The sequence below is a fragment of the uncultured Methylobacterium sp. genome, assembly GCF_964244095.1.
Taxonomy (GTDB): domain Bacteria; phylum Pseudomonadota; class Alphaproteobacteria; order Rhizobiales; family Beijerinckiaceae; genus Methylobacterium.
In genome coordinates this window covers 23,000-43,572 of the sequence record NZ_CAXTHR010000004.1, presented here as the reverse complement: position 1 = coordinate 43,572, position 20,573 = coordinate 23,000, and the positions used below count along the sequence as shown (strand labels likewise).

The following is a 20,573-nucleotide window of genomic DNA, read 5'->3' as shown; positions in this document are numbered from 1 at the left end:
CGCAGCAATGCAACTCTTGGTAGGATACGACGGCTTAATGTCCGGTTATGTTTCGCCCGCAGGTTGTATAAATCGGTCCAGTCACGCTGCCTTGGCCCCGCTGTCGGACGCTGCCAGCATCGCGCCGATCTCGCCGGCCGGACGCGGCGGGCTGAACAGGAAGCCCTGCATCTCCTGGCAGCCCTCGGCGCGCACCGTGGCGAGCTGGCCTTCGGTCTCGATGCCTTCGACCAGCGTCGTGATGCCGAGGCTGACGCCGAGGCCCACCAGCGCCCGGATGATCGCTCCGGTGTCGGTCGCCGGCCCGGCATCCTGCACGAAGGAGCGGTCGATCTTGATCTTGTCGAAGGGGAAGCGGCGCAGGTAGCTCAGGCTGGAGTAGCCGGTGCCGAAATCGTCAATGGAGATGCGGATGCCGGCCCGGCGCAGCAGGTGCAGGGTCGCGATGTTCGCCTCGGTGTCTTCGAGCAGCACGCCCTCGGTGATCTCCAGTTCCAGCCGGTCGGGTCGCAGGCCGCTGGCGGCGAGCGCCAGGAACACCATCTGCACGAAGTCGCGGTGACGGAGCTGCACCGCCGAGACGTTGACCGCGACGGTGATGCGCGCCGGCCAGGTCGCGGCCTCGCGGCAGGCTTGGTTGAGCACCCATTCGCCCAAGCCCACGATCATCCCGGTCTCCTCGGCCACCGGGATGAAGGTCGCGGGCGGGATCAGCCCGCGCTCCGGGTGGCGCCAGCGGATCAGGGCCTCCACGCCGGTGATCGTGTCGCTGGCAAGATCGAGCAGGGGTTGGTAATGCAGCTCGAACGCCCCCTGGACCAGGGCGGCCGCGAGCTCGCGCTCAAGGTCGCGCCGGGCCTCGGCGGCCTCGTCCATCGCCGCCTCGAACAGGCAGGCGGTGCCGCGGCCCGCGCTCTTGGCACGATAGAGCGCGGTGTCGGCGTTCTTGAGCAACCGGTCGATGTCGTCGGCCGCCTCCTCGGCCATGGCGATGCCGACGCTCATGCCGACCGCGACGGTGTAGCCGCCGATCTCGTAGGGCGCGCTCACCTGGGCGATCAGGCGCTCGGCCAGCGCGACCGCCCCGGCCGCGTCGGCGACCCGGTGGAGGACGGCGAACTCGTCGCCGCCGAGCCGCGCCACGAGGTCGCCGCTCCGCACCCGGGCGCAGATCCGCTCGGAGACCGCCCGCAGCAGGGCATCGCCCGCGCCGTGGCCGTAGGTGTCGTTGACGAGCTTGAAGCGGTCGAGGTCGAGGCAGAGCATGGCGACCCGCCGGCCTCCCTCGGTCCGGGATTGTCCGAGCAGGTCGAGCCCGTGCTCGCGCAGCGCCATGCGGTTGAGCAGGTCGGTGAGGCCGTCGTGGCGGGCCATGTGCGCGATCCGCATCTCGTTCCGCCGGTGCTCGGTTATGTCCTCGAAGCTCACGACCCAGCCGCCGTCCTCGAAGGTGCGGTAGCACACGGCGAGGATGCGGCCGTCCGCGAGCTCGCGATGGATCGGCGTCCGGCCCGGCGACAGCAGGGCGCGCCGCGTCGCCTCGCACAGGCCGTCGACGGTGACGCCCGGCGCGTAGCAGCCCTTCGCCACCAGGATCTCGCAGATCTCGCGCTGGCTCATCCCGATGCGCAGGGCGTCGGGCGCGAGGCCGAAGAGCTCGCAGTAACGCGGGTTGCAAATGACGAGGCGCGCCGCGGCGTCCAACATGCACAGGCCCTGCGTCATGTTCCCCAGCGCCGCGTCGAAGAGCCGGTTCTGCTCGACGAGGTTCGCATGCGAGGCGCGCAGCTCCGCCAGCGCGCCCGCCAGGGCCCGGCGCGTGCGGCGCTCGGAGCTGATGTCGGTGCCGGCTCCGCGATAGCCGAGGAAGGCGCCGTCCTCCGAGAAGCGCGGCTCGCCGCTGATCCGGAACCAGCGTGGCCGCCCGTCCGGATGATCGTAGCAGTAGATGAAGTCGCCGAAGGGCTGCCGCCGCGCGAGGGCTTGGCGATAGGGCTCCCAGAAGATCGAATCGCCGCCGTTCACGGCGATCATGGCCCGCGACTTCCCGGCCAGCGCATCGGAGCTGCGCCCGAGGAACCGTTCCGCCTCGGGCGAGAGGACGGTGAAGCACTCGGCCGCATCGGTCTCCCAGGTCCAGTCCGAATCGAGCTGAGCGAGGTCTTCGAGACGTTGAGCGGTCATGCGATCACCACGCTTAGCCAACGCATCTTCGAGGCCGGTGCTTAAGATTCGTCCCGACGGATCGCGTCAATGCCGTGCATCCGGCCACGGTCTCAGGCTTGTGGGAGCCGCGTGGCTGCGTGCGAGTTTCCGCTTCGGGCGACGCGCATGGGGGAGATGCGGGCGAGGCCGCCCGTCACGGGAGACGTCGCATGCCGAGCGAGGACGACCTGTTTCCGGGCTTCGCGGCCCTGTGGACCGAGGCCGCCTGGGGCCGGGCCTTCGCCCGCGTCGGCGGCCCGGCCGACGCCCCGCCGCTCCTGCTCCTCCACGGGTTTCCACAGACCCACGCGATGTGGCACCGCGTCGCACCCGACCTCGCCCGCGACCATCGCGTGATCTGCCTCGACCTCAAGGGCTACGGCTGGTCGAGCGCGCCCGCGGGCGACCCGGCGCACGATGTCTACGCCAAGCGCACGGTCGGGCGGGAGATCGTCGCGCTGATGGAGCGGATCGGCCACGCCCGCTTCGCGCTCGCCGGCCACGACCGCGGCGGCCGGGTCGCCTACCGCCTCGCCCTCGACGCGCCGGCCCGCGTCGCGCGCCTCGCCCTCCTCGACATCGTGCCCACCGTGACCCAGTGGGAGCGGATCGCGGCGGCCCCCGGCACGAACCCGCACTGGCCGTTCCTCGCGCGGGCCGCGCCCGGCCCCGAGGCGGAGATCGGGGGGGACCCGGACCGCTATTTCGAGGGCCTGCTCGCCGGGTGGAGCGGCGCCAACGACCTCTCGGCCTTCGACCCGCGGGCGCTCGCCCTCTACGCCCGGGCCTGGGCAGTGCCAGAGCGCATCCACGCGATGTGCGAGGATTACCGCGCCGGCGCCGGCCCCGACCGCGATGCAGACGTCGCCGACCTCGCCGCCGGCCGGAGGCTGGCGATGCCGGTGCTGGTGCTCGCGAGCCGCGGGTACCTCGACCACGGCAAGCCCGAGACGGCGCTGGCGGCGTGGCGGCGGACCTTCGCTCCGCGGGCCGAGGGCATCCAGGTCGCGTCCGGCCACTTCCTGCCCGAGGAGAACCCGTCCGCGACGCTCGCGGCCCTGCGCGACTTCCTCGCGGGGTGAAGGTCTGGCCGAAGCGTCAAGCTCGCCCGGATCGGCGCCATAGGCGCGCAGGCATGCTTGGCGTAAGCATCCCCCCAGGATCGCCCGAACGGCGGCCGTGCGACAAGATCCGGCATCCGGGAGGATACATGATGACCAAGGGACAGGTCCGTCTCGTGCTCGCCACGGCGCTCGCCGCGCTCAGCGTCCCCGCCGCGGCGCAGGCGCCCGCCCTCTCGGACGGCGTCGTCAAGATCGGCATCCTCAACGACCAGTCCGGCACCTACGCCGAGTTCGGCGGCCGCTCCTCGATCGAGGCCGCCCGGATGGCGGTGGAGGATTTCGGCGGTTCGATGAACGGCGCGCCGATCGAACTCGTCACCGCCGACCACCAGAACAAGCCCGACATCGCCTCCGGCATCGCCCGGCAATGGTACGACCGCGACAACGTCGACGCGATCATGGAGCTGACGACCTCGTCCGTCGCCATCGCGGTCCAGGGCCTGTCGAAGGAGAAGCGCAAGATCACGATCACCACCGGGTCGGCCAGCGCCGACATCACCGGCAAGTTCTGCACCCCCTACGGCTACCACTGGGCCTACGACACCCACGCGCTCGCCGTCGGCACCGGCGGCGCCCTGGTGCAGCAGGGCGGCGACACGTGGTTCATGCTGACCGCCGACTACGCCTTCGGCTACTCGCTGGAGGCCGAGATCGGCCGCTACGTCGCGTCGAAGGGCGGCAAGGTGCTGGGCAGCGTGCGCCACCCGCTCGCGGCCCAGGATTTCTCCTCCTTCCTGCTCCAGGCCCAGGGGTCGGGCGCGAAGGTGATCGGGCTGGCCAATGCCGGCCTCGACACCGCGAATTCGATCAAGCAGGCGGCCGAGTTCGGCATCGTCGAGGGCGGCCAGAGGCTCGCCGGCCTGCTGTTCACGCTGACCGAGGTCAAGGGCCTCGGATTACGGGTCGCCCAGGGGCTGACGCTCACGGAAGGGTGGTACTGGGACCTCACCGACGAGACCCGTGCCTTCGGGCGCCGCTTCATGGCGCGCACCGGCAAGATGCCGAACATGGTCCATGTCGGCACCTACTCGGCGGTGCTGCAGTACCTGAAGGCGGTCAAGGCCGCCGGCACCGACGAGACCGAGGCGGTGAACAAGCTCCTGCACACGATGCCGGTCGACGACATCTTCGCGCAGGGCGGCAAGGTGCTGCCGAACGGGCGCATGGTGCACGACATGTACCTGTTCGAGGTCAAGAAGCCGGCCGAGTCGAAGGGCGAGTGGGACCTCTACAAGACGCTCGCCACCGTGCCGGGTGCGGAAGCCTTCGCGACCGCCGAGGCGAGCGGCTGCCCCTTCACCGCGGCGGCGAAGTAGGGCGCGCGGTCAGGCGGCGAGCAGGCGCAGCACGCCCTCGCCGCGCCGGTGGCCGACCGCGGTGACCGCGACCTCGGCAAGCCCGCCCGCCACGAGCCCCGCGGCGAGCGCGGCACCGAGCGGGCCGGTCACTTCGAGCCCGTGGCCGACCAGGTCTCCGAGGGCGTAGATCCTGCCCTCGGGTGCCAGCCGGCCGAGGGCGTCGTGCTCCTCGATGGTGATCGGCGCGACGCCGGTGGCGCCGGACAGCACAGCATCCGCCCGTCCGATCCCGGCCTGCCGCCAGAGGGCGCCGAGGCTCGTCCCGACGCTGCCCGGTGCGCGCCGGGTCCGGTCGCTCGCGACGGGTGCGAGGCGCGCGAGCGCGCGGGCGCCCCGCGCGGCGGCGGTCCCGGCGGATTCGAGCAAGAGGAAGGCGGCGCAGCTTCCGAGGATGAAGCCCGCGCGATCCGCGCGCGCGAAGACCGGCGCATAGTCGGGCTTGCGCAGAAAACCGCCCATCTCGTGGACGACGAGCACGTCCGGCCGCTCGGCACTGTAGGAGCCGCCGACCAGCATCGCGTCGATCTGGCCGGAGGCGATCCGCGCCTGCCCGATGCGCAGCGCGTCGATGCCGGCCATCTCCTCGCCCATGAAGGTGCGCGACGCGCCCGTGACGCCGTGGACGATGGCGATGTTGCCGGCGAGCAGGTTCGAGAGCTGGGCCAGGAACAGCGTCGGGCGCAGGTCGTTCTGCAACCGCTCGTTGAGGTAGGCGCCCGGATCGGCGGCATCGCGCAGGCCGGTGAGGATCGCCCCGTCGACGGCGTAGTCGCGCTCGCCGCCGCCGGCCGCGACCACGAGGTGCAGTGCCTGCTTGAACGCGGCGTCCTGCTTGACGCCGGCCGCGTCGAGGGCGAGCCCGGCGGCGTAGACGCCGAGGCGCTGCCACGCCTCCATCTGGCGCTGATCGGACTTCTTGGGGATCTGGCCGTCCCAGGCCAGCGCCGGCGCCGGGTGGACGGGATAGGGCGCGAAGGTCGCAGCATCCGTCCGCGGCGCCGCGCCGGCCTCGAGCGCGTCGAGATGCGCGGCCAAGCCCTCGCCGGCGCAGGAGACGAGGCCGATCCCGGTGACGACGACGGCGCGGCTCATGCCCCGGTCCCGTCCAGTACCAGCCCGATCCTGGCGGCACGTTCGCGCATCGGCGCGTCGAGGCCCTCCGGGAACGGCATCGTGCGGAAGCGCAGTTCCGCGTCGGCGAGCAGCTTGCCGTCGTGGCGGATCGCGGCCTTGGTCACCGCGTAGCCCGAGCCGTCGTGCTCCAGGCTGGCGGCGACGTGCAGGGTCGCGCCGGGGCCGACGAAGGCGCGGAACCGCGCCTTGTCGACGCCCATCAGGAACGGCATCTGCGCGAAATCGAGGTGGGCGAGCACGAGGTAGCCGGACGCCTGGGCCATGGTCTCGGTGAGCAGCACCCCCGGCACCAGGGGATGGCCGGGAAAATGCCCCTCGAAGACGGGGCTCTCCAGCGGCACCTGCGCCAGCGCCTCGATCCGCCCGGCGGCGCGGTCGAGGCTCACCACGGAATCGATCATCTCGAAATATTCGAGGCGCATGGAGTCCCGATCCGCGCGGTGCGAGGGCGTCTGCAGATGCGCGGCGCGGCCCCGCTCAGGCCTTGGCGGCCTTCTCGGCCACCAGCGCGTCGATGCGCGCGCAGAGGTTCTTCAGCACGAAGTAGGCCTCGGCCGGGACCTTGCCCTCGTTGACCTCCTGGGTCCACCGCTCCAGCGGCAGCTTGATCCCGAACGCCTTGTCGACCGCGAAGGCGATGTCGAGGAAGGCGAGGCTGTCGATGCCGAGGTCGTCGATGGCGTGGCTCTCCGGCGTGATCTTCTCGCGCGGGGTGTCGGCGGTCTCGGCGATGATGTCGGCCACGCGCTCGAAGGTCGCCGTGGTGCCGGGATTGACTGGGTCGGACATGCGTTCTCGCCGGCTCGGAATCTCTTGAACGGGCCGCTGCGGGCGAGCGCCGGGGCGTCTCCGTCCCTGCGGCCGACCTCGCGTCGCGGAGCATCGCGCGGGGCCCCGTTATACGGCGGCGACCTCTACACGAGGGGGTCCGGCCCGGCAACCGCGCCGGATTCGTCCCCGTCCCGTGCCGCCTCCCGACCATTGCGTCCCATCCTGTTCCCATTCCGTGCGGGCGCGCGAGGGCGTAGAGACGGGTTCGATCAGACCCGATCCGGAGGCGTCGAGGCGCATGGAACCCAAGCTGCGTCCCGGCAACGACCCGACCCCTCCGCTGCCGCCGGTGGAGAAGGCCAGGGGTCAGGGGATCGCCCGCGTCGCCCTCGTGCTGGCGCTGTCGGGCCTCGGCCTGTGGGTCCTGAGCGGCTTCCTGCCGGCGCTCGCCTGGGCCGTGGTGCTCGCCATCGCGCTGGGGCCGCTCTACGCCCGGGCCGAGCGGCGCTGGCCGCCGGGCAGGCACAACGTCCTGCTGCCGATGCTGGCGACGCTCATCGTCGCCCTGGTCTTCATCGCGCCGCTGATCGTGCTCGGCGTCCAGGCGGCGCGGGAGGCGCACGACGTGATCGCGTTCGTGCGTGCGGCCGAGAAGGACGGCATCCCGGTGCCCGATTTCCTGAGCCGCCTGCCCTTCGGCGCGGCACAGGCGAGCGCGTGGTGGAGCGAGAACCTCAGCCACCCGGAGGCCGGCTCGGACCTGCTGCACCGCTTCGACAACGACACGCTGCTCGGGTTCTCGCGCAATTTCGGCCGCGAACTGATCCATCGCGCCGTGCTGTTCGGCTTCAGCCTCGTGGCGCTGTTCTTCCTGTTCCGCGACGGCCGCGCGATCGCGCAACAGGTGCTCGTCGCCTGCCACCGGCTGTTCGGGCCGCGCGGCGAGCGGGTCGGGCGCCAGATGGTCGCCTCGGTGCACGGCACCGTCGACGGCCTCGTCCTCGTCGGCCTCGGCGAGGGCGTCCTGCTCGGCATCGTCTACTACGTCGCCGGCGTCCCGCATCCGGTGCTGCTCGGGGCGCTGACCGGGGTCGCCGCGATGATCCCGTTCGGCGCGGCGGTGGCCATCGCCGTCGCCGCGCTGCTGCTCGTGGCGGCGGGCTCGGTGACGGCGGCCGTCGTCGTCGTCCTGGCCGGCTTCGTCGTCACCTTCGTGGCCGACCATTTCGTGCGGCCCGCGCTCATCGGCGGCACGACGAAGCTGCCCTTCCTGTGGGTGCTGCTCGGCATCCTCGGCGGCGTCGAGACCTTCCACCTGCTCGGCCTGTTCCTCGGCCCGGCGGTGATGGCGGCCCTGATGCTGCTGTGGCGCGAGTTCACCGGCGGCGGGGACGCCGAGCACGGCTGACGCGAAGCCGGCCGCGGATCCCGGAGGCCTCATGCGGTTTCCGGCTGGCCGGTCCGGGCGATGCGCGTTTCCCTCCCCTCCTTTTAGCAGGCTTGCGGGTTCATGCATCCCAGGGCTCGGCGCATCGGCGGCTGTGCATCCTCTCGCCCCGCCTGCGGGGAGAGGGCTTTGCCGACCTCGCCGTCGGCAAAGCGAGGCGGCAGCCGAGGGTGAGGGGGGCTCAAGGCGAGCCTCATCCGGCTCCGTCCCCTCACCGCCGCTTCGGCTTCGCTACCCGGCTGCACGACGAGGTGCAACCGGGCCTCTCCCCGCGTGCGGGGAGAGGGGACACGCGCCCTGTCCGGATCGCGTGGGGAGATGCGTGCATCCGGTAGCCCGCTAAAGCGGGGAGAGCGCGCAGGTCGCCGGAACAGATCGGCCGTTGGCCGTATCACATCGGCGGGGTGAGGCCGTCCTTGCCGACGGCGACGAACCTGCCCTCGGCCTTGCCGCCGTCCTTGGCGACCACCGCGAACACCTTGGCGCCCGGCGTCACGATCGCCTTGTCGGCCGGCTCGAAGGCGACGACCGGCGCGGTCGGCGGCACCTCGATCGTCTTGGTCCCGTCCTTGCCGTAGCTGACCTGGAGCGTCTTGGCGCCGCCGCTGTCCTTGCTGCCCGAGACCGTGGCGTTGGTCATGGCACTCTTGACCTTTGGGGCCTCCGTGCCGGCCTTGACGGTGCCGTTGGTCATGGAACTCTTCACCTTCGCGCCGCCTCCGGTCTGGTCGGCGATCGAATCCCAGCCGTAATGGCCCTCGCCCGTGCCGCGCATGGCCTCGGGGAACAGCACCACCTCCAGCGCCGTCATCGGGTTCTCGCCCTTGGTGGCGGTGCCGATGAAGACGCCGTCCCTGATCTGGTCGAGGCTCGACTTGACCACCCAGGCGAACTTCGCGCCGCCGACGTCCACGGTCTCGGTCGCGCCGTCGACGGTCCTGATCGTGAGCGTGGTGCCGTCGGCCGTCTCGATCGTGCCGCGCACGCGCTCGACGACCGGTGCGGCGAAGGCCGCGCCGGACAGGGTCATCAGGCCGGCGGCGGCCAGCGTGGTGAGGGTCTTCATGAAATTCTCCCGGTTGGTGGGTCGGGAGGTTATGGGGCCGCGGCGGCGACAGAACACCCTTGCGCGCGATCCGTTTCGGCGAGCGGTTCTCGATGTGTGGCTCAGGCGCGCTTCGGGCCGTCTGCGCGCTGCGATCTCTCCGCTTCGACGACCTTGCGCAGGATTTCGTCGATCCGCGCTTGCCACCCCGGGCCGCTGCCGCGGAAATGGGCCAGCACGGCCGGTGAAAGGCGGATCGACACGGCCGTTGTGGTGCCGGCCTTGGCGCCGATCCTGGCACCGGTCCTGGACGGACGACCGCGGCGCACCAACCTGTCGCCGACATAGTGATCGGCACGTGCCATCATCGCGTCCGTCAACTCCGGAAGGTCCTCGTATTCCTCCGGCTGCACCACGTGCGCGTCGACTCGGGGGAGGTCGGTCTCGCCGATCGCGTCAGCGGAGAAGGGGGCTGTAGCGGGTCTTCTCGCGGTCACTGGCCTTCCTCATCGAGAAGACATGGCGGTCTGCAATACGTGGCGGTCTGCGCCACGCGGGGTCCAACCGACGATCATCATGCGTCCGGAAAGTAGCCCCACCGTGATGAGGCGGGTCTCGCCATAATCCTCGCGCAGATCCTCGAAAACGTGGATCGGACCGGCGACGACCGCTTCGGCCGCGAGGAAATCGAGCCCCCGCTCGACCAAAGTGCGATTCCGCTTGGCCGGGTCGAACGTGATGGCCATCTCGAATACAGATACGATGTCCGTCGACGCCCGCCAACGGGGGCGATGCCCCGATCCTCGGGCTGGGCTCGGGCGAGCCGGGATCGAAAGACACGAAGCCCGCGCCCAGAGCCGCTCCCGATCACGTTGGATCGGGAGCGGCTCTAGGCTCTTGATTTTACGCGCACTCTTACGACGAACCGGTGTCCACTTCGTCGGATTGCGCTCTAGTCTCCTCGGCACGGGCTTCCTGCGTTGGACCATGCGGCCCGGAGGCCGCATGGTCTCGGTTCAAGCCGCGAGCGAGCGCAGCACGTAAGGCAGAATCCCGCCGTTGCGGAAGTATTCGAGCTCGTCGAGCGTATCGATGCGGCAGGTGAGCGGCACCTCCTGCTTCGTGCCGTCGGCCGCGGTGATCTCGGCGGTGAGCGTCTGGCGCGGCCTCAACCCGCCCGACAGGCCCTTGAGCGTGACGGTCTCGTCGCCCTTGAGCCCGAGCGAGGCCCACGAGGTCTCGCCCTGGAACACCAGCGGCACCACGCCCATGCCGACGAGGTTCGAGCGGTGGATGCGCTCGAAGCTCTCGGCGATCACGGCGCGCACGCCCAAGAGCTTCGTGCCCTTGGCCGCCCAGTCGCGGGACGAGCCGGTGCCGTACTCCTTGCCGGCGAAGACCACGAGCGGGGTGCCCTGCGCGGCGTATCTCTGCGCCGCGTCGTAGATGAACATCCGCTCGCCCGACGGCTGGAACAGCGTCCAGCCGCCCTCGACCACCTGGCCCGCGGGATCGCGCACCATCTGGTTCTTGATGCGGATGTTGGCGAACGTGCCGCGCATCATCACCTGATGGTTGCCGCGCCGCGTGCCGTACTGGTTGAAGTCCTGCACCCGGACCTGATGCGCCTGGAGGTATTCGCCGGCGGGCGAGGCCGCGCGGATGTTGCCGGCCGGCGAGATGTGGTCGGTGGTGATCGAGTCGAGGAACAGGCCGAGGATGCGCGCATCCGCGATGTCGGTGATCGGCTCCGGCTCCTTCCGCATCCCCTCGAAGTAGGGCGGGTTCTGCACGTAGGTGGAGCCGCCGTTCCAGGCGAAGGTCTCGGCTTCCGTCACCTCGACGCCCTGCCAGTTGTCGTCGCCGGTGAAGACGTCGGCGTAGCGCGACTTGAACAGCGCCGCGGTGATGTTGGCCTCGATGAACTCTGCCACCTCCGCGCTGGAAGGCCAGATGTCGGCCAGATACACCGGCCTGCCGTCCGAGCCGACGCCCAGCGGCTCGGTGGTGATGTCGATCTGCATCGAGCCGGCGAGCGCGTAGGCCACCACCAGCGGCGGCGAGGCGAGGTAGTTCGCCCGCACGTCCGGGTTCACGCGGCCCTCGAAGTTGCGGTTGCCCGAGAGCACGGCCGCCGCCACCACGTCGTTGTCGTTGATCGCCTTCGAGATCGGCGCCGGCAGGGGCCCGGAATTGCCGATGCAGGTGGTGCAGCCGAAGCCGACGAGGTTGAAGCCGAGCGCGTCGAGCGGCTGCTGAAGACCCGCCTTCTCCAGGTACTCGGCGACCACCTGGGAGCCCGGCGCCAGCGAGGTCTTCACCCAGGGCTTGGAGCGCAGGCCCCTGGCGACCGCGTTGCGGGCCAAGAGCCCTGCGCCGATCATCACGGAGGGGTTCGAGGTGTTGGTGCAGCTCGTGATCGCGGCGATCACTACGTCGCCGTGGCCGATGTCGTAGTTCGCGCCCTCCACCGGGTAGCGCTTGGCGATGTCGGCGGCGCGGCGGAACTCGGTCTCCATCGAGGCGGCGAAACCGGGCTTGGCGCCGTCGAGCAGAACCCGGTCCTGCGGCCGCTTGGGGCCGGCGAGCGAGGGGCGCACGTCGCCCATGTCGAGCGCCAGCGTGTCGGTGAAGACCGGGTCGGGGGTCGCAGCATCCCGCCACATGCCCTGCGCCTTGGCGTAGGCTTCGACGAGCGCGATGCGTTCGTCGGTGCGGCCGGTGACGGTGAGGAAGTCGATGGTCTTGCGGTCGACGGGGAAGAAGCCGCAGGTGGCGCCGTACTCGGGCGCCATGTTCGAGATCGTGGCGCGGTCGGCCACCGCCATGTCGTCGAGGCCGGGGCCGTAGAACTCCACGAATTTCCCGACCACGCCCTTCTTCCTCAGCATCTGCGTGACCGTCAGCACCAAGTCCGTCGCGGTGGTGCCCTCGGGCAGTTTGCCCGAGAGCCTGAAGCCCACGACCTCCGGGATCAGCATCGAGAGCGGCTGGCCGAGCATCGCCGCCTCGGCCTCGATGCCGCCGACGCCCCAGCCGAGCACGGCCAGCCCGTTGACCATGGTGGTGTGCGAATCGGTGCCGACGAGGCTGTCGGGATAGGCGATCTCGGAGCCGTCCGACGCGTCGGGGTCCGGCTTGGTCCACACCGTCTGCGACAGGTATTCGAGGTTGACCTGATGGCAGATGCCGGTGCCGGGCGGCACCACGGAAAAGTTGTCGAAGGCCGACTGGCCCCACTTCAGGAAGGTGTAACGCTCGCCGTTGCGCTCGTATTCCAGCGCGACGTTCTCACCGAGCGCCTTCGGGGTGCCGAACTCGTCCACGATCACCGAGTGGTCGATGACGAGGTCCACCGGCACCAGCGGGTTGATCTTTTGGGGGTCGCCGCCCAAAGCCACCATCGCATCGCGCATGGCGGCAAGGTCCACCACCGCGGGCACGCCGGTGAAGTCCTGCATCAGCACGCGCGCGGGACGGAAGGCGATCTCGGTCTCGACCTTGCCGCGGTTGTCGACCCAGGCGACGGTCGCCTCGATGTCGGCCTTGCGGACCGAGCGGTCGTCCTCGCAGCGGAGCAGGTTCTCGAGGATCACCTTCATCGAGAACGGCAGCGCGGTCGAGTTGGCCAGGCCGTTCTTCTCGGCCTCGGGAATCGCGTAATAGGTGTAGGCCTTGCCCGCGACGTGAAGCGTCCGGCGGGCCTTGAAGCTGTCGAGTGATGCCACGGCTGGTCTGTTCCTCGCTGGCGTTTGTCGAACACGCGCAGGCATAACCTGCGCCACGAAACCTGTGTTCGGCCTGACTGCGCTCCGCGAAGCGCGCGCCGCCCCGGGGGTGCCCGGGCAGGAGGATGCGGGCGGGGCGCGTTGGACGCCCTAAGGTCGCGCGGCGCAGCCTGAGGATCGTATAGAACGATTCGAATCTGCCCGATACGGGGTGCCGCCTGACAGCGCGCGTCGGCTGTCCGCCCGCGACGCCGCGTCCGAGCCGGCCCGGTCAGGCCCCGGCGGCCTCCGACGGCGGCCCGCCGAAGCAGCGCCGCACCGCCGTCCAGAACGCAGCCTGCTCGGCAGGCGTGCACAGGGCGACCCGGGCCGCGACCATCGCCCGTCCGGCGACCGCGTCGGGGTCGCGGGCCATTTCGGCCTCGGTGGGAGCCGGACCGGACGCGTGCGCGCCCAGGCCCGCCGGCGTCTGCTGGATCATGGCGGCTCCTCCGCTGTCGCAGGGTGCTGTTCGGCGTCGGCCCGAGATTGCGTGGTTCCGCCGTCTCGCGCAATCGGGCAAGGAAGCGCGGGAAAGCGGCGCGGGGAGGCGGATGTGCGGCTGAGCGTCGAAGACCTGGCCTGCCGCCGCTCCGGGCGGAAGATCTTCTCCGGGCTGTCCTTCGCGATCGGTCCCGGCGAGGCGATGACGGTCACCGGCCGCAACGGCGCCGGCAAGTCGAGCCTGCTCGCGATCCTGTCCGGGCGGCTGAGGCCGGATGCGGGCCGCCTGATCGTGCAGGATGTCGGGGACGCCACCCTGCCCGAGCGTCTTCACGCCGTCGGCCACCGCGACGGCCTGAAGGCCGCGCTCACGGCCGGCGAGAACCTCGCCTTCGCCCGCGCGCTCCTCGGTGCGCCCGCCCTGGAACCGCGCGCGGCCCTCGACCGCCTCGGCCTCGGCCATGCCCTCCACCTGCCGGTCGCCTACCTCTCGGCCGGCCAGCGCCGGCGGGTGGCGCTGGCGCGGCTCTTGGTCTGCGCCCGTCCCCTCTGGCTGCTGGACGAGCCGACCGCCGCGCTCGATGCCGCCTCGCAGGCGGTCCTCGCCGCGCTCATGGCCGAGCACCGGGCCGGCGGCGGCCTCGTCATCGCCGCGACCCACCATGCGCTCGGGCTGAAGGGCGCGCGGGAATTGCCGATCGCGCCGCCGGCCGCGCCGGCGCCTGCCGACGACGACCGCGACGTCTGGGCATGACGCCCGCCCGGAGCCGTGCCCGATGATCCGCGTCGTCCTGGCCCTGGTCGCCCGCGACCTCGCGCTCGCCGCCCGCGTCGGCGGCTCCGGCACGCTGTCGCTGGTCTTCTTCCTGATGATCGTCGCCCTGGTGCCCTTCGCCCTGGGGCCCGACCTCAACCTGCTGTCGCGGATCGGCCCGGCGATCCTGTGGCTCGCCGCGGTCCTGTCCACGCTCATCGGCCTCGACCGGCTGTTCCAGGCCGACGAGGAGGACGGCTCCCTCGACCTGATGAGCGCCGCGCCCGTGCCCCTCGAACTCGTGGTGCTCGCCAAGGTGGCGGCCCACTGGCTCACCACCGGCCTGCCGCTGGCGCTCGCCTCGCCGCTGTTCGGCCTGCTCGTGGCGCTGGACGGCACCGCGATGGGCGCCACCGCCCTGACGCTGCTCGCCGGCACCCCGGCGCTGACCTTCGTCGGCGCGGTCGGCGCCGCGCTCACTGCCTCGATCCGCCGCGGCGGCCTGATCCTGGCCGTGCTGGTGCTGCCCCTGATGATCCCGACCCTGATCTTCGGCGTCTCGGCGGCGCAGTCGGCCCTCAGCGGCACCGTGCCGTTCGCGACGCCCCTGATGATCCTGTCCGGCCTCAGCCTGATCGCGGCGCTCGTCGGCACCTTCGCCGCGGCCGCGGCGCTGCGCTGGGGGGAGTGATCGCCGGGACACGCCGCGGCAGGCCATCGAAGGCGCGGCGATCTTCGCCGCGCCTTCGATGGCCGCCATGCGCGGACCTGCGATGCGGAGCGCCACGGCCGGTCTGCCCCCTTGTCCGCGCAACACGCCCCCGGTATGTACGCAGGCAGGTACAGATCGGAACCTCACCATGGCGCAGGTCGGCTTCACCGAACTCCGGAGGAACATGGCCAGCCATCTGGACCGGGTCGAGAGCGATCGAACGGAGCTGGTCGTGACGCGGCAGAACCACGAAGACCTCGTCATCCTGCCGCGCGCCGAACTCGACGGCCTGCGCGAGACCCTGCATCTCCTCGGCACCCCCGCGAACGCGAAGCGCCTGCTGGCATCGATCGCCGAGATCGAGGCCGGCGGCGGCATCGACCACGACCTGACCGACGGGTGAGACTCGTCTGGTCGGCCCATGCCTGGGAGGATTACCTGCACTGGCAGGCCGACGAGGCCGCGGTTCTCGGGCGCATCAATCTCCTGATCCGCGAAGCGATGCGGACGCCGTTCACCGGCACGGGCAAACCGGAGCCGTTGAAGGGCGATTTGAAGGGCTGTTGGTCGCGCCGGATCACCGGACGCCATCGCCTCGTCTACCGCGTCGCCGGCCGGTCGGACGAGCAGGTGCTGGAGATCCTCCAGTGCCGCTGGCACTACGCATGAGCCTCGGCGAACCCACCTCCACGTGAGCGCGCCGCCTGCGCCCACCGCCCGCATTGCCGGCGCACCGCACCCCGCGCTAAGACTCCGCCCATGTCGACGCCTCTCTGGACGCGCCTGTCCAACCCGAGTCACTTCATGCGCTGGTCCGGCACGCTCGTGCCCTGGCTGGCCGCGCTCTCGACCGCGATCCTCGCGCTTGGGCTCTACCTGTCGTGGTTCGTCGCGCCGCCCGACTACCAGCAGGGCGAGACCGTGCGGATCATGTTCATCCACGTGCCGGCGGCGTGGCTCGGGGTATTCTTCTACGGTTCGATGAGCCTGTCGGCGATCGGCACGCTCGTGTGGCGCCATCCGCTCGCCGACGTGGCGCAGCGCGCCGCGGCGCCCATCGGGGCGGCCTTCACCCTGATCTGCCTCGTCACCGGCTCGCTCTGGGGCAAGCCGATGTGGGGCACCTACTGGGTCTGGGACGCGCGGCTCACCGCGATGCTGATCCTGCTGCTGATCTATTGCGGCATCATCGCCCTGTGGCGCACGATGGAGGACCCCAACCGCGCCGCCCGCGCGGTGGCGATCCTGACGCTCGTCGGGGCGATCAACCTGCCGATCATCAAGTTCTCGGTGAACTGGTGGTCGACGCTGCATCAGCCGGCCTCGATCCTGCGCATGGGCGGCTCGACCATCGACCCGTCGATGCTCTACCCGCTGCTGGTGATGATAGGCGCGGCCACGCTCGGCGGCACCACCCTCCACCTCTACGCGATGCGCACCGAGATCATGCGCCGCCGCGTGCGCACGCTGACGATCCGCGAGGCGGAGCGGCTGGACGCCGGATCGGCCGCGGCGACCCCGGAGGCCGGGCGCGCCATGCCGCTCGGCCGCCCGGCCTTCTAGGCGCGCGCGCATGGATCTCGGACCGCACGGCGGCTTCATCCTGGCCTCCTACGCCTTCACCGCCGTGGTGATGGCGGGGCTGGTGCTCGACGCGATCCGCGACCGGCGGGCCCAGAAGCGCGCGCTGGCCGAGCTCCAGTCCGGGGACGGCCGTTGAGTGCCGAGGCGCCTCCGGAGCCGGTGCGCCGCTCGCTCCTCGTGATCGTGCCGGTGCTGGCCTTCGCGATTCTCGCCGCGGTGTTCTTCCTGCGCCTGCGTTCCGGCGTCGACCCGGCCGCCCTCCCCTCGGTGCTGATCGGCAAGCCGGTGCCGGAATTCCGGCTGCCTGCCGTCGCCGGCCTGACGGCGGACGGCAGGCCGGTGCCGGGCCTGTCGAGCGCCGACCTCAAGGGCGGCGTGACGGTGCTGAACGTCTGGGCCTCGTGGTGCGCGCCCTGTCAGGTCGAGCACCCGATGCTGATGCGGCTTGCGCGCGAGCCCGGCATCCGGCTGGTGGGCATCGACTACAAGGACGCCGCCGAGAACGGGCGCCGGTTCCTGGCCAAGAACGGCGTGCCGTTCCAGGCGGTCGGCCACGATGAATCGGGCCGCGTCGGCATCGATTTCGGCGTCTACGGCGTGCCCGAGACCTTCATCGTCGGGCCCGACGGGGTGATCCGCGACAAGCTCGTCGGCATCGTGACGCCGGAGAACCTCAAGGACGTGCTCGCGAAGATCCGCGCTGCCGGTAAGGTCGCCGAACGATAGCGTCCCAGGCCGCCTACGTCCCGGCGTCGGTAGCCTTGCGCTCGTAGCGGCTCAGCAGCGGCGTCTGCGCGAGCGCGAAGACGACCGTCAGCGGCATGATGCCGAACACCTTGAAGTTCACCCAGAAATCCTCGGTCTGCGTCCGCCACACCACCTCGTTGAGCACCGCGAGCGCGAGGAAGAACACGCCCCAGCGGAAGGTGAGCTTGCGCCAGCCCTCGTCGGTCAGCGCGAACATCGAGTCGAGCACCACCGAGAGCAGCGACTTGCCGAAGGCCAGCCCGCCGAGCAGCACCAGCCCGAACAGCGTGTTCACGATGGTGGGCTTGACCATGATGAAGGTCTTGTCCTGCAGGTAGAGCGTCAGGCCGCCGAACACGACCACCACGACGCCCGACACCATCGGCATGATCGGCAGCCGCCGCACCAGGGCGAAGTGGACGGCCAGCGCCGCCACCGTCGCCACGACGAACACGCCGGTGGCCACGAACAGCTTCCGGTCTGCGGCCACGCCGAGGCGCTCGGCATAGGCGTTGCCGAGGAAGAACAGCACCAGCGGCCCGAGTTCGAGGGCGAGCTTGGGCAGCGGCGCGAGATGGCGCCGCGGGGGGACGGATTCGATTGGCATCATGTCGCGCCGAAGGGTGAGGGATGCGCCCGGTGGCCTCGTCGTGCCCGGCCTTGTAGGCTGGTTACCTGGGGTCTGTACCGAGCGGGGGCCGCCCATGTCCATCGCGATCGGAAGGTGGGGACGCCACCGATCGCCGCGCTTCGAGGTCCTTCATGCCGAACGTCGAACGCCTGAGCATCACGTTGCCCGCCGATCTCGCGCGGCTGATCCGGACCGAGGTCGCCGAGGGGCGCTTTGCGTCCGACAGCGACGTGGTCGGCGCCGCGATGCGGGCTTGGCAGGACCGCGAGCACCGGCGCGCGGCGCTGATCGCCCGTATCGACGCGGCCGACAACGATCCGCGCCCGTCGCTGACCGACGACGACGTCGATGCGCATTTCGAGGCCCGGTTCCGGACCGCGTCCGAGGACCATGCGTAGGCTCGTCTACCGGCCGGCCGCGATCGAGGATCTCGACGGGATCTACGACCTGATCGCCGCGGACGATCCGCAGCGCGCCCGCGCTTTCATCGACGGCATCCGCGAGCGTTGCCGCAAGCTCTGTGTTCATCCGGAATTGGGCCCGGCCCGGGCCGATCTCCGGCCCGGTATCCGCATCTTCCCGATCCGCCGCCGCGTCGTCGTCGCCTATCGCATCGAGGCGGACGCGATCGTCGTCGTCCGGATAACGTATGGTGGACGGGACTACGAGGCTCTGATCCAGGACGACGGCGACCGGCCGTAGGTAGGCCTAGCCCCGGTCGCCTAACCCTTCTCCAGCCCGGCGATCGCCCGCGCGAAATCCCGCGCCGCGAACGGCTCCAGGTCGTCGATGCCTTCGCCGACGCCGATGAAGTGGACCGGCAGGCCGAACCTCGCCGCGAGCGCGATGAGGATGCCGCCGCGTGCCGTGCCGTCGAGCTTGGTCATCACGAGGCCGGTGACCGGGGCGGCCTTGGCGAACAGCTCGACCTGCGAGAGCGCGTTCTGGCCGACGGTGGCGTCGAGCACCAGCAGCGTCGCGTGCGGCGCCTCCGGGTCGGACTTGCGCAGCACGCGGATGATCTTCTCCAGCTCCGCCATCAGCCCGGCCTTGTTCTGGAGCCGGCCGGCGGTGTCGATCAGGAGCACGTCGGTGCCCTCGGCCTTCGCCCGCTTCAGCGCGTCGAAGGCGAGGCCGGCCGCATCCCCCCCTTGCGCCCCGCTCACCACCGGCGTGCCGGTGCGCCCCCCCCAGACCTTGAGCTGCTCGATCGCCGCCGCGCGGAAGGTGTCGCCGGCCGCCAGCATCAGGCTGTGCCCCTCGGCCTTCAAGGTCAGCGACAGCTTGCCCAGCGTGGTGGTCTTGCCGGCGCCGTTCACCCCGACCATCAGGATCACGAAGGGCTTCCTCGATCCGTCGATCACCAGCGGCCTGGCCACGGGATCGAGCGCCCGCTCGACCTCCGCCGCGAGGATCGCGCGGACCTCGTCAGGCGAGATGCCCTTCTCGTAGCGGCCCCTGCCGACGGCCTCGGCGATCCGCGTCGCGGTCGCGACGCCGAAATCGGCCTGGATCAGCGCATCCTCCAGGTCCTCCAGGGTGTTCGCGTCGAGCTTGCGCTTGGTGAACAGCCCCGTCACCCGGTCCGACAGGGCCGACGAGGTGCGCTTCATCCCCGCGGTGAGCCGGTTCCACCAGCCGCGCTTTTCGGCGTCCTGCGCGTCGGCTGCTGTGTCCATGGCGTCGTGAGCGAGCGCGGCCGCCGCGTCGACGGGCTGGATGTCCGGCGCGGAGGCAGGCGCCGCGGTCTCCGGCTCCCGGGCCATGCGCGTCGTGTCGGCGGACTCCGCGCCGCGGGCGGGGTCGTCGCCTGCCGTGCCGGACGGCGGCCGCTCGGACTCGCCCGCGATCGGCTGGAGGTCGGCGCCCTCCAGCACGTCGGGCACCGCATGACGGCCGGGGCCGGCGGGCGCGGGTTCGCCCGCCGGCAGCGGCACGTGCGCCACGTCCTCGGCGCCGGTGGCGAAGTCGGGCCGCCCCTCGGCGGGCGATGCCGGGGACCCGGCCGGCGGCTCGGGCGCCTCCGGCGCGCCGCCCTTGCGCCCGAACAGGCGGCCCAGCCAGCCCGGCTTCTCGTCTTGGCTCATCCCGCGTCCTTGCTCCCGCGCCCCGGCCCCGCTAGCCCGAACGCATGTCCTTGCCGCGAGAGTCCCTGCCCGGCCCGCTCCTCCCAGACATAGGCGCGCGCCTGCTCTACCGCGATGCCCTGGTCCTCGTCATCGACAAGCCGGCGGGGTTGCCGGTCCATCCTGGGCCCAAGGGCGGCGAGACCCTGACCGACCACCTCGACGCCTTGCGCTTCGGCCTGCCCCGCCGCCCGGAGGCCGCGCACCGGCTCGATCGCGACACCTCCGGCTGCCTCGCGCTCGGCCGCCACGCCCGGGCGCTCGCCCGCCTCAACCGGCTCTTCGCCACGGGCGAGACGCGCAAGACCTACTGGGCCTTGGCCGAGATCGGCCCGGAGGCGGAATCCGGCAGCATCGACCTACCGCTCGCCCGCCGCTCGAACGATCCGCGCGCGTGGTGGATGAAGCCCGACCCGCAGGGCGAGCCGTCGCTGACCCACTGGCGGGTGCTCGGCCGGAGCGCCGATGGCCGCGCCTGGCTCGAGCTGGAGCCGGTCACCGGCCGCACGCATCAGCTCCGCGTCCACTGCGCCGCGATGGGCTTCCCGATCCTCGGCGATTCCGTCTACGGCACCGCCCCCCGGCACGGCGGGCCGGGCCTTCAGCTCCACGCCCGGCGCCTCGCCCTGCCGCTCTATCCGAAGAAGCCGCCGGTGGTCGCCGAGGCGCCGGCGCCGGAGCACATGCGCGCCGGCCTGTCGGCGTGCGGGCTGGCCGGATAGGC

24 protein-coding genes are annotated in these 20,573 nt (G+C 71.3%); 13 read left to right on the top strand and 11 right to left on the bottom strand.

Annotated features, from left to right (window positions below):
* Positions 1 to 81: 81 nt before the first annotated feature.
* A complete protein-coding gene (locus ACFE86_RS01475; RefSeq protein WP_375453554.1) occupies positions 82 to 2,184 on the bottom strand; it encodes a putative bifunctional diguanylate cyclase/phosphodiesterase in 2,103 nt (700 codons plus the stop codon).
* A gap of 191 nt (positions 2,185 to 2,375) precedes the next feature.
* Between ACFE86_RS01475 and ACFE86_RS01470 the strand changes: the two genes are divergently transcribed.
* Entirely contained in the window at positions 2,376 to 3,287 is a 912-nt protein-coding gene (locus ACFE86_RS01470) for an alpha/beta fold hydrolase (protein WP_375453553.1), read from the top strand.
* Between the two features lie 131 nt (positions 3,288 to 3,418).
* The gene (locus ACFE86_RS01465) at positions 3,419 to 4,645 is read left to right on the top strand and encodes an ABC transporter substrate-binding protein (protein WP_375453552.1); all 1,227 of its coding nucleotides are present in this window, start codon (positions 3,419 to 3,421) and stop codon (positions 4,643 to 4,645) included.
* 9 nt (positions 4,646 to 4,654) lie between these two features.
* Here the strand turns inward: ACFE86_RS01465 and ACFE86_RS01460 are convergent, their stop codons facing one another.
* Genes ACFE86_RS01460 through ACFE86_RS01450 form a run of 3 tightly spaced genes read right to left on the bottom strand, consistent with a single transcriptional unit; the run spans position 4,655 to position 6,610 of the window.
* Positions 4,655 to 5,779 (bottom strand): beta-ketoacyl-ACP synthase, encoded by a 1,125-nt coding sequence (locus ACFE86_RS01460; protein WP_375453551.1) that lies wholly within the window; start codon positions 5,777 to 5,779, stop codon positions 4,655 to 4,657.
* Entirely contained in the window at positions 5,776 to 6,243 is a 468-nt protein-coding gene (locus ACFE86_RS01455) for a 3-hydroxyacyl-ACP dehydratase FabZ family protein (RefSeq protein ID WP_375453550.1), read from the bottom strand. The genes ACFE86_RS01460 and ACFE86_RS01455 overlap by 4 nt, the downstream gene beginning before the upstream one ends.
* 55 nt (positions 6,244 to 6,298) lie before the next feature.
* Entirely contained in the window at positions 6,299 to 6,610 is a 312-nt protein-coding gene (locus ACFE86_RS01450; protein WP_375453549.1) for an acyl carrier protein, read from the bottom strand.
* A 280-nt stretch (positions 6,611 to 6,890) separates the two neighbouring features.
* Between ACFE86_RS01450 and ACFE86_RS01445 the strand changes: the two genes are divergently transcribed.
* Complete coding sequence (locus ACFE86_RS01445; protein WP_375453548.1) at positions 6,891 to 8,000, top strand: AI-2E family transporter; 1,110 nt, start codon at positions 6,891 to 6,893, stop codon at positions 7,998 to 8,000.
* A gap of 430 nt (positions 8,001 to 8,430) precedes the next feature.
* Here the strand turns inward: ACFE86_RS01445 and ACFE86_RS01440 are convergent, their stop codons facing one another.
* The 5 genes from ACFE86_RS01440 to ACFE86_RS01420 all read right to left on the bottom strand — a co-directional run bounded on the left by ACFE86_RS01440 (position 8,431) and on the right by ACFE86_RS01420 (position 13,293).
* A complete protein-coding gene (locus ACFE86_RS01440; protein WP_375453547.1) occupies positions 8,431 to 9,105 on the bottom strand; it encodes a metal ABC transporter permease in 675 nt (224 codons plus the stop codon).
* 101 nt (positions 9,106 to 9,206) lie between these two features.
* Entirely contained in the window at positions 9,207 to 9,500 is a 294-nt protein-coding gene (locus tag ACFE86_RS01435) for a BrnA antitoxin family protein (protein WP_375453546.1), read from the bottom strand.
* A gap of 90 nt (positions 9,501 to 9,590) precedes the next feature.
* Positions 9,591 to 9,830, bottom strand: a complete 240-nt coding sequence (locus ACFE86_RS01430; RefSeq protein ID WP_375453545.1) for a BrnT family toxin — start codon at positions 9,828 to 9,830, stop codon at positions 9,591 to 9,593.
* Positions 9,831 to 10,100: 270 nt separating this feature from the next.
* Positions 10,101 to 12,812 carry an aconitate hydratase AcnA gene (gene acnA, locus ACFE86_RS01425; protein ID WP_375453544.1) on the bottom strand — a complete coding sequence of 904 codons (2,712 nt, stop codon included), beginning with the start codon at positions 12,810 to 12,812 and terminating at the stop codon, positions 10,101 to 10,103.
* Between the two features lie 271 nt (positions 12,813 to 13,083).
* Positions 13,084 to 13,293 carry a hypothetical protein gene (locus tag ACFE86_RS01420; protein WP_375453543.1) on the bottom strand — a complete coding sequence of 70 codons (210 nt, stop codon included), beginning with the start codon at positions 13,291 to 13,293 and terminating at the stop codon, positions 13,084 to 13,086.
* A gap of 114 nt (positions 13,294 to 13,407) precedes the next feature.
* On the opposite strand from ACFE86_RS01420, the gene ccmA reads away from it, so the two are divergent.
* The 7 genes from ccmA (at position 13,408) to ACFE86_RS01385 (ending at position 17,071) form a co-directional block, all read left to right on the top strand.
* Positions 13,408 to 14,049 carry a heme ABC exporter ATP-binding protein CcmA gene (gene ccmA / locus ACFE86_RS01415; RefSeq protein WP_375453542.1) on the top strand — a complete coding sequence of 214 codons (642 nt, stop codon included), beginning with the start codon at positions 13,408 to 13,410 and terminating at the stop codon, positions 14,047 to 14,049.
* 22 nt (positions 14,050 to 14,071) lie between these two features.
* Positions 14,072 to 14,740 carry a heme exporter protein CcmB gene (ccmB, locus tag ACFE86_RS01410; protein WP_375453541.1) on the top strand — a complete coding sequence of 223 codons (669 nt, stop codon included), beginning with the start codon at positions 14,072 to 14,074 and terminating at the stop codon, positions 14,738 to 14,740.
* A gap of 169 nt (positions 14,741 to 14,909) precedes the next feature.
* Positions 14,910 to 15,164, top strand: coding sequence for a type II toxin-antitoxin system Phd/YefM family antitoxin (locus ACFE86_RS01405; RefSeq protein WP_375453540.1), 255 nt, complete (start codon positions 14,910 to 14,912; stop codon positions 15,162 to 15,164).
* Positions 15,161 to 15,430 (top strand): Txe/YoeB family addiction module toxin, encoded by a 270-nt coding sequence (locus tag ACFE86_RS01400; protein WP_375453539.1) that lies wholly within the window; start codon positions 15,161 to 15,163, stop codon positions 15,428 to 15,430. Before ACFE86_RS01405 ends, ACFE86_RS01400 begins: the two co-directional genes overlap by 4 nt.
* A gap of 90 nt (positions 15,431 to 15,520) precedes the next feature.
* Complete coding sequence (locus tag ACFE86_RS01395; RefSeq protein ID WP_375453538.1) at positions 15,521 to 16,324, top strand: heme ABC transporter permease; 804 nt, start codon at positions 15,521 to 15,523, stop codon at positions 16,322 to 16,324.
* A gap of 10 nt (positions 16,325 to 16,334) precedes the next feature.
* Positions 16,335 to 16,481, top strand: a complete 147-nt coding sequence (gene ccmD / locus ACFE86_RS01390; RefSeq protein WP_375453537.1) for a heme exporter protein CcmD — start codon at positions 16,335 to 16,337, stop codon at positions 16,479 to 16,481.
* Complete coding sequence (locus ACFE86_RS01385; protein WP_375453536.1) at positions 16,478 to 17,071, top strand: DsbE family thiol:disulfide interchange protein; 594 nt, start codon at positions 16,478 to 16,480, stop codon at positions 17,069 to 17,071. Before ccmD ends, ACFE86_RS01385 begins: the two co-directional genes overlap by 4 nt.
* Positions 17,072 to 17,084: 13 nt before the next feature.
* On the opposite strand, the gene ACFE86_RS01380 is transcribed toward ACFE86_RS01385, so the two are convergent.
* Complete coding sequence (locus ACFE86_RS01380) at positions 17,085 to 17,699, bottom strand: septation protein A (protein WP_375453535.1); 615 nt, start codon at positions 17,697 to 17,699, stop codon at positions 17,085 to 17,087.
* 155 nt (positions 17,700 to 17,854) lie between these two features.
* On the opposite strand from ACFE86_RS01380, the gene ACFE86_RS01375 reads away from it, so the two are divergent.
* Together ACFE86_RS01375 and ACFE86_RS01370 are read left to right on the top strand one after the other, a co-directional pair.
* Complete coding sequence (locus tag ACFE86_RS01375) at positions 17,855 to 18,121, top strand: type II toxin-antitoxin system ParD family antitoxin (protein ID WP_375453534.1); 267 nt, start codon at positions 17,855 to 17,857, stop codon at positions 18,119 to 18,121.
* Positions 18,114 to 18,425 (top strand): type II toxin-antitoxin system RelE/ParE family toxin, encoded by a 312-nt coding sequence (locus ACFE86_RS01370; RefSeq protein WP_375453533.1) that lies wholly within the window; start codon positions 18,114 to 18,116, stop codon positions 18,423 to 18,425. Before ACFE86_RS01375 ends, ACFE86_RS01370 begins: the two co-directional genes overlap by 8 nt.
* Before the next feature lie 20 nt (positions 18,426 to 18,445).
* On the opposite strand, the gene ftsY is transcribed toward ACFE86_RS01370, so the two are convergent.
* Positions 18,446 to 19,810 (bottom strand): signal recognition particle-docking protein FtsY, encoded by a 1,365-nt coding sequence (ftsY, locus tag ACFE86_RS01365; protein ID WP_375453532.1) that lies wholly within the window; start codon positions 19,808 to 19,810, stop codon positions 18,446 to 18,448.
* Between the two features lie 44 nt (positions 19,811 to 19,854).
* Between ftsY and ACFE86_RS01360 the strand changes: the two genes are divergently transcribed.
* Positions 19,855 to 20,571 carry an RluA family pseudouridine synthase gene (locus ACFE86_RS01360; protein WP_375453531.1) on the top strand — a complete coding sequence of 239 codons (717 nt, stop codon included), beginning with the start codon at positions 19,855 to 19,857 and terminating at the stop codon, positions 20,569 to 20,571.
* Positions 20,572 to 20,573 lie beyond the last annotated feature (2 nt).